The organism is Jejuia sp. G7-7 (genome assembly GCF_055808955.1).
In genome coordinates this window covers 510,839-523,545 of sequence record NZ_JBVVSZ010000002.1, presented here as the reverse complement: position 1 = coordinate 523,545, position 12,707 = coordinate 510,839, and the positions used below count along the sequence as shown (strand labels likewise).

The following is a 12,707-nucleotide window of genomic DNA, read 5'->3' as shown; positions in this document are numbered from 1 at the left end:
AATGTTATATTTGTAATACAATGTTTTTAACTTAAGCATTAAGATTATGTCAAAATTTGGGGAACTAATTGATGTTGAAATTCCTGTTCTGTTCGATTTTTATGCAGAATGGAACGAACAATCTACCGCAATGCACCCTGTGTTGCGAGATGTTGCAGCTGCCCTAGGCGACAAAGCTAAAGTCATTAAAATTGATGTTGAAAAAAACCAAGAACTTTCCGATGCACTACGTGTAAAAGGCTTGCCAACATTAATTATTTACAAAAACGGCGAAATGAAATGGCGACAAAGTGGCGAGCAAGACGCCAATACACTTATTGGTATTATTCAAGAGTACATTTAAATTTATATTTTTACCCTAAAAAGGTCAGGTTTTCACTACTCGCTCCTCCTGTGTCGGGAGCTCTTGATATGCCGTTCAATGCCTAATGCCTTTGTTTACTAGCTTTGTGTTTTTAATTTAAAGTTTTTTTGTAGTGGTTTGTTTAAGGCGTTGATATTTCTATTATTAATTTTCCAAATATTCTTTTTTGCATTTTTTTCAAAATATTGCCCTGTTGTTTTAAAGGAAGTGATTTTATATCCTACGCTAAACGAATATATATTGAATCATATACAAAGCCAAGCATTCTTCTAAATTTTAAAACCCTTATTCAAAACATTCAAACCCTCAAACCGATACCCCATTTCACTAAAATACTCTAAAGCTTTAGGTAATACATATTGCATGTTTTTTGAAGCTTTTACACTATCATGAAACACAATAATACTTCCGCTTTTAGTTTTTGAAATCACGTTGTTTAAACATTCTTCTTTGGATATACTCTGTTTCCAATCAAAAGCTAAAACATCCCACATGATTATTTTGTAATCTAATTCAAGTAATGATGTGCCTTGGTTAGAAGTGATTTTTCCATATGGCGGACGAAATAATTTTACGTTTCCTAAATTCGGAATTTGAGATTTAAAAACCGCATCACAATGCGACACATCTTCAAGGTAATCTGAGTTTTTACTCTTCCACCCTTTAATATGATGTTGTGTATGATTCCCTATGGTATGCCCAGATTGAATAGTTTTCTTGAAAATCTCGGGATATTTTTCAACATTAGTGCCAATACAAAAAACGTAGCTTTTGCATTGTATTGTTTTAAAATATCTAGAGTCCATTCTGTAATTTCAGGTGTGGGACCATCATCAAAAGTTAAGTAAATTACCTTTTCGGAAGTTTCAATATTCCAAACATAGTTTGGAAATAAAGATTTAATAACTTTAGGTGTTTTTACAGGTATCAAGGATATGCCTTAAATTTTATTCTACAGCTTCAATAGGCGCATTACTATCTAACGGAACGTCAATATCTGTTTCGTTTTCGATAGCATCATCTTCATCACCATAAAAATATTTGAATTTCCTAAGGTAATTATTAAAGGTCTCGCCTTCTTTTTCTGCTAGTTCAGTATCATAGCGAACCAAAACATCAATCAAACCTTTATAACGTTGGATATCGGTATACACCTCTTCAAATAAACGTTCTTGATTGTCTCGAGTTAAAGTGCTGTAATACAGTAAATTTTCTTGATATTTTTTGCTTACGTCAAAATAGAGTTCCTGTGCCTTTTCTTTACTGCCAACCTCATAATACGCACCAATGTAAGGTTCTAATAAGGTGTAATAACCAAAGTATTCAACAGGCATGTTTTTCATGGCGATATCTGCGATTTCTTCAGCTTTTTCAGGCTTATCTTCGTTAATCAATTGTTCTACTAACCGTGCTAAATTTCCACGATAAGTAATAGAGTTTTTGCGGGTTTCAGGATCGTGATAAATATCTGTACTACCACTATTACCCCAGTTCCATTTTTTGACTTTTTCATACATGATATCGGTATCTACACGTCCCATATCAAAAGGATTTGCTCTATCAACTTCTGTTTTAATTGGGACTAACTTGTAGCACATGCCATCTAACTGTAAATAGTCCTTCATCCATAGATAATCATCGTCTCCAAAACTTCCTCCGGTAAAATAAATAGGGCGTTTCCAATCGTTATTAGCAACAATATCTAGCATTAATAATCTATTCTTATATAGAGCACTTGATGCTATTTTAATATTAATATGAGGTACAATTTTATCGGCATCTTCAGACTTTACAATACCATGTTTTAAAGCATTCTCTTTATTTACTGGAATACGTATAAATTCCGTTGGCAAATAGCTATTATTTAAATCTTGCGGTCTTAGCACAGATATGTCAACACCTTGTTGTTGTAAAATGTATTTATATTTTGTTTTAGGATTATCACTTTGTATAAAATCTATGGCATACTTTAAATCTAAAGTATCTTTTGTTACCGATTCTATAATCACATAATCGTTTGTGCCATATTTATAATCATCATGTTCAAGTTGCGACGGTATTGGATCACTTTCATAAGCTTTACGTTTCATTTGGTCAATATACCAATCAGTTTGAAATAAACTGGTGTTTACAACTCTAACATCGGTTCTATAACCTTCAATTTCTTGGGCATACCAAAGTGCAAAAGTATCATTATCGCCAATGGTAAATAATATGGCGTTTTCGGCACAGGAATCTAAATATTTTCTTGCCATAGCTTGTGCTGTGTATTTTCCAGAGCGGTCATGGTCATCCCAGTTATTTGCTGCCAAAATCCCAGGCACTAAAACTAAGCAAACAATAGTTACAATAGGAGCAACTAATGTTTTTGGAAGCGCGTTTTTTAAAGCATTATAAATAGCATACACCCCAAAACCAATCCAAATAGCAAACACATAAAAAGAGCCAACTACCGAATAATCACGCTCACGAGGTTCAAACGGACGTACATTGGTGTACACTTGTATTGCAATTCCTGTGAACAAGAAAAACACAAGCATCACCCAAAAGCGTTTTTTATCAGTATTTAATAAGAAAAACATACCAATAAGCCCTAAAATTAACGGGAAAAAGTAATATGTGTTTCGCGCTTTATTGTTTTTTACATCACTAGGTAAATTATCTTGAGAGTAACCTAAAAGTTTTTCGTCAATAAGTTTTATACCACTTTATCCAATTTCCATTGTTGTCGTATCTTCCTTGTATATCATCTTGCCGTCCTGTGAAATTCCACATAAAATAACGCCAGTACATGTATCCCAATTGGTATTCAAATAAATACTTAATATTGCTAACCAAATCAGGTTTTTCAATATCAATATAACTTTTGTAACGTTTTAAGAAGTTGTTATAATCATCATAATCCACATTACCTTGCATCACTTCTTTTCTAAAGTCAGAAACTACTTTGCGCAATTCGTTTTGCATTTGGTAATCGGGCTTCAAATTAAAATTTAAATACCCAGTAAACATCATGTAGTTTTCAGCATGTTCACCGCTCCACATTCTAGGTAAAATGGATGCATGCTTAGAATTGTAGTTCTGTTTTGCGTTTTTCCATGTATTTACAACAACATATTCGCCTTTGTCTTCATCCTTTTCATATTTAGGTTTATCATCTATATAAGGATTGTTGTCGTCTAAATATGCATATTGATCTGTAAACTGAGGACCATAAAACAAATGCGTTTCAGGATATTGCTCTAAATTATAATAAGCTAGAAGCTCTCTAGCACTTGACGGATTATTTTCATTAATTACCACATTAGCATTAGCGCGAATAGGTAACATTAACCACGTAGAAAACCCAATAATTACGAAGGTTAAACATAAAATTCCAGTATTTAAATGCACATAATTTTTTTGTCTTGTATAACGTAATGCATAAAAAATAACAGCAACTAAAAGTAATCCTGCAATAATGGATCCCGAGTTAAAAGGTAACCCAATACTATTCACAAAGAAAATCTCAAAAACACTAAAAATCTTAAGAATATTAGGTGCCAATAATTTAAATACAAATAATAAAATAGCCACCGAAGCAACATTTGCAACAATGAAGTTTTTTACAGTAACTGTTTTATAGTTTTTAAAGAAGTAGATAAGCCCAATTACAGGAATAGTTAGTAATCCCATAAAGTGTACCCCAAATGAAAGTCCAATAACAAACGCAATGATTATTAACCAACGGTTTCCACGAGGTTTATCCATATCTTGTTCCCAACGTAATGCCAACCAAAACAAGGCAGACATAATTAAAGTTGCCATCGCATAAACTTCGGTTTCAACTGCATTAAACCAAAACGAATCAGTAAACGTAAACGCCAAACTACCTACCAAACCACTACCTAAAACAGCAATGTACTGTTGTTTAGATAATTTAGAATTTTTCTTTTTTCAGGATTTAAATTAACCACTAACTTTGGTAAAAGCAACGTAATGGTCCAAAACATAAATAAAATGGTAAATGCACTAGCTACGGCACTCATCATGTTCATCATCAAGCCAATAGCCTCGTTATTACCAAAAGTAAATGTTGAGAAAAAAGCACCAAGCATTTGGAAAAGTGGTGCTCCAGGTGGGTGGCCTACCTGTAATTTAGCTGAAGTTAATATGTACTCTCCAGCATCCCAGAAACTAACCGTAGGTTCAACTGTTAAACTATAAGTTGTCAAGGCAATTAAAAAAGAGAACCAACCTAAAATGGTGTTCCATTTTTTAAAATTAAAATCTAGCATCTAAAATTTGTATTTGTTTGGTTTGGCGAATTTAATATATAAATATGAAACAAGAATAAATATTATACTCCCGTTAACATTAACGCTTTAGTTAGCAACCAGATTATACTAGAAACTTAAAAAAAAATGAATAGTACTAATCGAGGTGGGATATTTTTCAAAAAAATACTTGTAAAAATAAAACTTTATACTAAATTTGCAGCCTCAATTAAAATTGGCCTATGGTGTAACTGGCAACACGTTGGTTTTTGGTACCAAAGAGTCTAGGTTCGAGCCCTAGTAGGCCAACAGAAATTGAATAAAGTCCTTACTTTTAAAGTGAGGACTTTTTGTTTTTAATAATTTGGGCGTTAACATAAGGGTCGGGTTTTAAGTTGTAAGTCCTTGGTCGTGCCTTCATGTGGGCTTTTTTGTGTAATCCCTAATGGACTTATCTGCTATTTTTTTCATTTACCATATCATGATTACAAGTTTTTGAAGTGTCAATATTCGAATTTCAGATAACTTTACACCCTTGCAAGAGATTCTATATCTTAAAAGTAACCACAGGTCTACGCGCATGGTTTACCAAATCTTCACTAATGCTGCCATTAAAAAAGTGAGATAATCCTTGTCTGCCATGAGTACTCATACCAATTAAATCAGCATTTACAGACTCAGAAAAATTCATTATGCCTTTTTCAATAGTTTCATCATTATAAATATGAATGCTACAATAATTATGAGTTACTGTATCCAAAAACCCTTGAATTCGTGCTTTCGCTTCTGTAGTGGTAACAAATTTATTGGCTGTAACTACCATTAATAAATGCATTTCTGCTTTAAATAATTCAGCAAATTTTAAAGCTTTTAAAAACGGCACTTTAGATTCTTCTTTAAAATCAGAAGCAAAGACAAAACTTTCAATCTTAAACGTTTCGTGTCTTTTTTTAACCACTAAAACAGGTACTTCAGAAGTACGTACCACTTTTTCTGTATTAGAGCCAATAAGTAACTCCTTAAATCCACTCACACCATGAGAGCCCATGATAATTAAATCAATGTCGTTCTTTTGGCAAACATGGTAAATACCTTTAAAAATATCATGAAATTCAACATTCTCATGTATTGTAATACCTTCTAAGTAGTCTTTGTTCATTAAATTTTCAAACTTTTTATGTGCCAATTTCATAAAAAATACAGCCTCAGGTAAATCCCGATAGGTTTTTAAAGGATCTACCTCATGCAAGGGAAGATCTAGCACATTTAATAAATAAATTTCGCAATTATGTTGTTTGGCTAATTGGGCTGCTACTTCTAAAGCTTTTTCAGCTTGTTCAGAAAAATCGGTAGGGACTAATATTTTTTTCATAATTCTGGGAGATGTGTGCTTAATAAAAATAAGGATTAATTCTTTAATAATCAAGATAAAGTATTATATTTGCAGCGTTGAAAGGCAAAAAAATGAATATGAGGGGACGGAAAGTCCCCTCTTTTATACTAAAAATGTTTAGAAATACAGTAAAAGATTTATTAGAAAACGGATTGAACGAACGCCCAGATTTGTTTTTGATAGATTTTAGCATCAATGAAGCAAATCACATTAAAGTCATTCTTGATGGCGATAATGGCGTGTTGGTTGAAGATTGTATGTTTATAAGCAGAGCCATTGAACATAATTTAGATAGAGAAGACGTAGATTTTTCTCTAGAAATAATGTCTGCAGGTGCTACAGCGCCACTTGTAAATAAAAGACAATACAAAAGGCATATTGATAGAACGCTGAGTGTTAAAACAGATTCTGAAAAATTAGAAGGTATTTTAACCGAAGCTACCGATAGTTCCATTCTTTTAGAATGGAAAACAAGAGAACCTAAACCTGTTGGAAAAGGTAAGGTTACAGTACAAAAGCAAGCAAATATTGCTTATAGTGATATTGTAGAAGCAAAAGTTATGATAAAATTTTAATTTAAGTAGAGATATGGAGAATGTTGCGTTAATTGAATCTTTTTCAGAATTCAAAGACGATAAACTTATTGATCGTGTTACACTTATGGCAATTCTAGAAGATGTTTTTAGAAGTGCTTTAAAAAAGAAATTTGGAGATGACGATAATTTTGATATTATTGTAAATCCTGATAAAGGAGATTTGGAAATTTGGAGAAACCGTGTTGTGGTTGCCGATGGAGAAGTAGAAGAACCAAATCAAGAAATTTCGTTATCTGAAGCTCAAAAAATTGAGCCAGATTTTGAAGTAGGTGAAGATGTGTCTGAAGAAGTGAAGTTAATAGATTTAGGAAGACGTGCTATTTTAGCATTACGCCAAAATCTAATTTCTAAAATCCATGAACACGATAACACCATAATCTTTAAACAATTTAAAGATTTGGTAGGCGAAATTTATACTGCTGAGGTACATCACATTCGTCACAGAGCTGTGATTTTGTTGGATGATGAAGGGAATGAAATTGTATTGCCAAAAGACAGACAAATTCCATCAGATTTCTTTAGAAAAGGAGATAACGTAAGAGGTGTAATTGATAGTGTGGAGCTTAAAGGAGCAAAACCTACAATAATTATGTCTAGAAGTTCTCCTGTATTCTTAGAGAAATTATTCGAACAAGAAATACCAGAAGTATTTGATGGTTTAATTACTATTAAAAAAGTAGTAAGGATTCCAGGGGAAAAAGCAAAAGTAGCTGTAGATTCTTATGATGATAGAATAGATCCAGTTGGAGCTTGTGTGGGGATGAAAGGTTCAAGAATTCACGGTATTGTTCGTGAATTAGGTAATGAAAATATAGATGTGATTAATTATACAAATAACGAACAGTTGTTTGTTACAAGAGCATTAAGTCCTGCACGTGTTACTTCAATTAAATTGAATGAAGAAACAAAACGTGCAGAGGTAATTTTAAAACCAGAAGAAGTAAGTAAAGCGATTGGTAGAGGTGGACACAATATTCGTTTAGCTGGTCAATTAACTGGTTATGAAATTGATGTATTTAGAGAAGGTGCCGAGGAAGATGTTGAATTAAGAGAATTCTCTGATGAAATAGAAGATTGGATTATCGCAGAATTCAGTAAAGCTGGATTAGATACTGCAAAAAGTGTATTGGAACAAGATGTTGCAGATTTGGTTAAAAGAATCGATCTTGAAGAAGAAACAATTAATGATGTTATTAGAATTCTAAAAGAAGAATTCGAAGATTAAATACCAATTCAATATTCCAAGAAATTGGAACTGAATAGGTATTCATAGTATATTTGAGATTTTAAAGGCAATTTATGGCTGATACAATTAGATTAAATAAAGTTTTACGTGAGTTGAACATTTCTTTAGACCGTGCTGTGGAATTTTTAGATTCCAAAGGCGTGGAAATTGAAAAGCGTCCTACTACAAAGATTTCTGAGGAGACTTATAATATTCTTTCAGATGAATTTGAAACAGATGCGAATAAGAAAATGAAATCGCAAGCGGTAAGCGAAGCTAAGCTAAAAGAAAAGGAAGATTTACGTATTAAACGTGAAAAAGAACTAGAAGAAAAGCAAAAAGCTCAGGAAGCCAGAGAAAAAGCGCAACAAGAAGAAGTGGTTAAAGCTTCTAAATCTCTTTCAGGTCCAAAAACTGTTGGAAAAATAGATTTAGATGGTAAGAAAGCTGAAGAAAAACCAGCTGAAACTAAATCAGTTGAAGCTGAAAAGCCGATTGTAAAAGAAGAGGCTAAAAAGGAAGTTGCTAAAACTGAAACTCCTAAAGCTGATGAGAAACCAGTTGCTGAAAGACCTGCTGTTGAAGCCAAAAAAGAGACTCCAAAGAAAGATCCTAAACAGGTGCTTATCGATGGAGAATTGGTAACTCCAGAGGAAGAAGTAAAAACACAATACAAAAAGCTTTCAGGACCTAAAATTGCAGGAGATAAAATTGATTTATCAAAATTCAATAAGCCAAAAAAGAAGAAAGAAGATAAAAAACCAGATGCAAAAGCGAGCGACCCTAAGAAAAAGCGTCGCCGTATTAGTAAAGCTGGTCCAGGTGGTGGAAACGGACAAAATAGAGGTCCAGGAAACCGTGGGAATGATAGGTTCAAGGGGAAACCTGGTCAAGGTCGAAGAAATATTGTAAAAGAAGAGCCTAGTGAAGAGGATGTAAAAAAACAAGTAAGAGAAACACTTGAAAAATTACAAGGTAAATCTAACAAAGGTCGTGGTGCTAAAAACAGAAGAGATAAAAGAGATAAGCACAGAGAACAAACTGAAATAGATTTACAACTAGAAGCAGCAGAAAGCAAAATTCTTAAGGTAACAGAGTTTGTTACGGCTAGTGAAATGGCTACCATGATGAATGTTGGGGTTACTGAAATCATTTCAGCATGTATGTCTTTAGGAATGATGGTAACAATGAATCAGCGTTTAGATGCTGAAACATTATCTATCGTTGCAGAAGAATTCGGTTTTAAAGTAGAATTTGTAACTGCCGATATTGAAGAAGCTATCGAAGAGGTAGAAGATAAGCCTGAAGATTTAGAATCTCGCGCACCTATTGTTACAGTAATGGGTCACGTAGATCACGGTAAAACGTCACTTTTAGATTACATACGTGAAGAGAATGTAATTGCTGGAGAATCTGGTGGAATTACGCAACATATTGGTGCTTATGGTGTACAATTAGAAGGCGGTCAAAAAATCGCATTCTTGGATACACCGGGTCACGAAGCCTTTACAGCCATGCGTGCGCGTGGTGCTCAAGTAACAGATATTGCTATTATTGTTGCAGCAGCTGATGATGATATTATGCCACAAACTAAAGAAGCTATTTCGCATGCACAAGCTGCGGGTGTGCCTATTGTTTTCGCTATAAATAAAATTGATTTACCAGCAGCTAATCCTGAAAAAATTAAAGAAGGTTTAGCAAACATGAATTTATTAGTTGAAGATTGGGGTGGTAAAATACAGTCTCATGATATTTCAGCTAAAGTGGGAACTGGTGTAAAAGAATTGTTAGAAAAAGTATTGTTAGAAGCAGAATTGCTAGAACTAAAAGCTAATCCTAAAAAAGCAGCAATTGGTACTGTTGTTGAGGCATTCTTAGATAAAGGTCGAGGTTATGTATCAACAATATTAGTGCAAGCTGGTACTTTAAAAGTTGGAGATTATGTTTTAGCTGGACAGCATAGTGGAAAGGTTAAAGCAATGCACGATGAACGTGGGAATGATGTTGTAGCTGCAGGACCTTCAACGCCAGTATCTATTCTAGGATTAGATGGTGCACCACAAGCAGGTGATAAATTCAATGTATTTGAAGACGAGCGTGAAGCAAAACAAATAGCTACAAAACGTGCGCAATTACAACGTGAGCAATCTGTAAGAACTCAACGTCATATTACGCTTGATGAAATCGGACGTCGTATTGCACTTGGAGATTTCCAAGAGTTAAATATTATACTTAAAGGTGATGTGGATGGTTCTGTTGAAGCATTAACAGATTCTTTCCAAAAACTATCAACTGAAGAAATTCAAGTTAACATTTTGCATAAAGGTGTTGGAGCAATTACTGAAAGTGATGTATTGTTAGCTTCAGCTTCCGATGCTATTATTGTTGGATTTAATGTACGTCCTGTAGGAAATGCAAGAGATATTGCTGATAAAGAAGAAATAGATATCAGAACATACTCAATTATCTATGATGCGATAAACGACCTTAAGGATGCAATGGAAGGTATGTTGTCTCCAGAAGTTAAGGAAGAAATTACTGGTACTGCCGAAATTAGAGAAATATTTAAAGTTTCTAAAATTGGAAGTATTGCAGGTTGTATGGTTACTAACGGTAAGATTTTTAGAAATTCAGGTATTCGTTTAATTAGGGATGGTGTAGTTGTATATACTGGAGAATTAGCGTCGTTAAAACGATTTAAAGATGATGCTAAAGAAGTTTCTAAAGGTTACGATTGTGGTATGCAAATTAAAAACTATAATGACATTAAAGAAGGCGATATAGTTGAAGCGTTCCATGAAGTTGAAGTTAAGAAAAAGTTGAAATAATTTATAGTTCTATTTCCAAACAAAAAAGCGAACCAATCTAAATTGGTTCGCTTTTTTATATTTATATATTTAAGTTTAAATATTAACGTTTCTTCGGTTTAAAAATAAAAGCTGCAGGGAATTTGCGTTTAATTCTTTTCAAAGCACGATCGGCTTCCAGTCTTGTGCTAAAATTCCCAGCCCAAACCTTAAAATTTGGAGTTTCATAATGCATTACAGGTCGCCATTGACCATAAGAATTTGCAAAATCTTTTTGAGCATTTTGAGCTCCAGAACGACTCCCAGAATACACTTGTATTTTATAGCGTCTAGAATCGGTTTCGTTCCTATTCATTTCCTTTTTTAAAGTCAACAATTCTGTAATCCTTTTATCTTGATTTACAGTTACTTTACCTTCTTGAGAGTAACTGTAAAATGATAGTAATACTAAACATATAGCTGTTAGTGAAAGGTTTTTTAAATTCATGTAATTCATTATTTATTGATCTTATGCAAATGTATACGATATAAACGTAACTCATAGACGTTTTCTTATTTAGAATTTCTCTAAATTAGCAATTAACAGTTCCCTAACATTTTTCAAATCGACTTTTAATATTACTTTTGCCAGAGATTTTATAACTGTGTTTTTTCAATTGTTTAATGAAAAAACCATACCAAAGTTTAGAAGTTAATATAACCAACAATATGAAACAGGTGATACACCGTAGATTAAGCAATACTATTCTTCGTTTAAGCTTAATTGTATTATTAGCGTTTACAACATCACTTTCGGCTCAAGAAGGCGATCCAGCAAAAGGGAAATCTTTATTTAATGCAAATTGTGCTGCTTGTCATAAGTTAGATAAAAAAATGACAGGCCCTGCTTTACGTAATGTAGAAGCTAGATTGGCAGATGAACAAGGTTTAGATAGAGATTGGATTTATGCATGGATTAGAAATAGTGCAGGCGTAATTAAGTCTGGTGATGCATACGCTAACAAGATTTATAATGAATATGGAGGAGCTGCAATGACAGCGTTTCCACAATTATCTGATGATGATTTAAATAATATTTTAGCATATACAGCTGCAGAGCCTACAGCTCCTCCGACACCAGTTCCTGGAACTGAAGTTGTTGGCCAATCAGCTTCATCAGGAGGCATTTCAAACGAAATCATCTTAGGTGCATTAGCAATTCTATTTATTTTGCTAGCCGCAGGTTTGTACTTAGTAAATAAAACATTACGTCGTTTTGCATCTGCTCAAGGTATAGATGTTCCTGAGGGTTCTCAAAGAACACCACTTTGGAAAGCATTTTTACAAAATCAGTTTTTAATGATTGTGGTTGCAATCTTCTTTTTGTTGTCAAGTGCTTATTTTGTTTATGGGTATTTATCTCAAATTGGTGTAGATCAAGGGTATCAACCAGTACAACCAATTCACTTTTCACATAAAATACATGCTGGAGATAATGGTATTGATTGTAAATACTGTCACTCTTCAGCTAGAGTTAGTAAAACATCAGGTATTCCTTCGTTGAATGTTTGTATGAACTGTCATAAATCAATTTATGAATACAATGGAGAAACATCTCCAGAATATTCTAAGGAATTTTATGATGGTGAAATCCAAAAATTATATGCAGCAGCAGGATGGAATGATGCCGATCAAAAATATACAGGAGAATCTAGTCCAGTAAAATGGGTGCGTATTCATAACTTACCAGACTTTGCATATTTCAATCACTCACAACACGTAACTGTGGCTGGGGTTGAATGTCAAACATGTCACGGTCCTGTTGAGGAAATGGAAATTATGTATCAGCATGCGCCTTTAACTATGGGATGGTGTATTAACTGTCACAGAGAAACTGATGTAAACGTAAAAGATAATGCGTATTACGAAAAGATTCATGAAGAGTTATCTAAAAAGTATGGCGTTGAGAATTTAACGGCTGCTCAAATGGGTGGTTTAGAATGTGGTAAGTGTCATTATTAATTAAAAAGAAAAAGTTTTAGTTCTGAAGAAATTCTAACAACTAATAACTAACAACTAATAACTAG

7 protein-coding genes, 1 tRNA gene and 2 pseudogenes are annotated in these 12,707 nt (G+C 33.5%); 6 read left to right on the top strand and 4 right to left on the bottom strand.

What is annotated here, in order from left to right; all coding sequences use genetic code 11:
- Positions 1-46: 46 nt before the first annotated feature.
- Positions 47-343, top strand: a complete 297-nt coding sequence (locus AC0L5U_RS12560) for a thioredoxin family protein (protein WP_473416747.1) — start codon at positions 47-49, stop codon at positions 341-343.
- Positions 344-633: 290 nt separating this feature from the next.
- Here AC0L5U_RS12560 and AC0L5U_RS12555 read toward each other — a convergent pair.
- A pseudogene (locus AC0L5U_RS12555) lies at positions 634-1,295 on the bottom strand (polysaccharide deacetylase family protein).
- Positions 1,296-1,311: 16 nt separating this feature from the next.
- Positions 1,312-4,641, bottom strand: a pseudogene (locus tag AC0L5U_RS12550) (glycosyltransferase family 117 protein).
- A gap of 215 nt (positions 4,642-4,856) precedes the next feature.
- Here AC0L5U_RS12550 and AC0L5U_RS12545 point away from each other — a divergent pair.
- A tRNA-Gln gene (locus AC0L5U_RS12545) sits at positions 4,857-4,929 on the top strand.
- A 238-nt stretch (positions 4,930-5,167) separates the two neighbouring features.
- Here AC0L5U_RS12545 and AC0L5U_RS12540 read toward each other — a convergent pair.
- Entirely contained in the window at positions 5,168-5,992 is an 825-nt protein-coding gene (locus AC0L5U_RS12540) for a universal stress protein (protein ID WP_473416745.1), read from the bottom strand.
- Between the two features lie 134 nt (positions 5,993-6,126).
- On the opposite strand from AC0L5U_RS12540, the gene rimP reads away from it, so the two are divergent.
- From rimP to infB, 3 genes are all read left to right on the top strand, one after another.
- Positions 6,127-6,588: a ribosome assembly cofactor RimP gene (gene rimP / locus AC0L5U_RS12535; RefSeq protein ID WP_473416743.1), complete on the top strand. Its 462-nt coding sequence runs from the start codon at positions 6,127-6,129 to the stop codon at positions 6,586-6,588.
- A 13-nt stretch (positions 6,589-6,601) separates the two neighbouring features.
- Positions 6,602-7,834 carry a transcription termination factor NusA gene (nusA, locus tag AC0L5U_RS12530; RefSeq protein ID WP_473416742.1) on the top strand — a complete coding sequence of 411 codons (1,233 nt, stop codon included), beginning with the start codon at positions 6,602-6,604 and terminating at the stop codon, positions 7,832-7,834.
- A gap of 74 nt (positions 7,835-7,908) precedes the next feature.
- Complete coding sequence (gene infB / locus AC0L5U_RS12525; RefSeq protein WP_473416739.1) at positions 7,909-10,662, top strand: translation initiation factor IF-2; 2,754 nt, start codon at positions 7,909-7,911, stop codon at positions 10,660-10,662.
- A gap of 82 nt (positions 10,663-10,744) precedes the next feature.
- Here infB and AC0L5U_RS12520 read toward each other — a convergent pair whose 3' ends face one another.
- Positions 10,745-11,128 (bottom strand): SPOR domain-containing protein, encoded by a 384-nt coding sequence (locus tag AC0L5U_RS12520; RefSeq protein WP_473416738.1) that lies wholly within the window; start codon positions 11,126-11,128, stop codon positions 10,745-10,747.
- Positions 11,129-11,349: 221 nt separating this feature from the next.
- Between AC0L5U_RS12520 and AC0L5U_RS12515 the strand changes: the two genes are divergently transcribed.
- Entirely contained in the window at positions 11,350-12,642 is a 1,293-nt protein-coding gene (locus AC0L5U_RS12515) for a c-type cytochrome (protein WP_473418286.1), read from the top strand.
- Positions 12,643-12,707: the final 65 nt, after the last annotated feature.

Excerpts from the sequence above, each read along its gene's own strand:
- infB (WP_473416739.1), top strand. The coding sequence starts at position 7,909 with ATGGCTGATACAATTAGATTAAATAAAGTTTTACGTGAGTTGAACATT.
- AC0L5U_RS12515 (WP_473418286.1), top strand. The coding sequence starts at position 11,350 with ATGAAACAGGTGATACACCGTAGATTAAGCAATACTATTCTTCGTTTA.
- AC0L5U_RS12520 (WP_473416738.1), bottom strand. The coding sequence starts at position 11,128 with ATGAATTTAAAAAACCTTTCACTAACAGCTATATGTTTAGTATTACTA.
- nusA (WP_473416742.1), top strand. The coding sequence starts at position 6,602 with ATGGAGAATGTTGCGTTAATTGAATCTTTTTCAGAATTCAAAGACGAT.
- AC0L5U_RS12540 (WP_473416745.1), bottom strand. The coding sequence starts at position 5,992 with ATGAAAAAAATATTAGTCCCTACCGATTTTTCTGAACAAGCTGAAAAA.
- rimP (WP_473416743.1), top strand. The coding sequence starts at position 6,127 with ATGTTTAGAAATACAGTAAAAGATTTATTAGAAAACGGATTGAACGAA.
- AC0L5U_RS12560 (WP_473416747.1), top strand. The coding sequence starts at position 47 with ATGTCAAAATTTGGGGAACTAATTGATGTTGAAATTCCTGTTCTGTTC.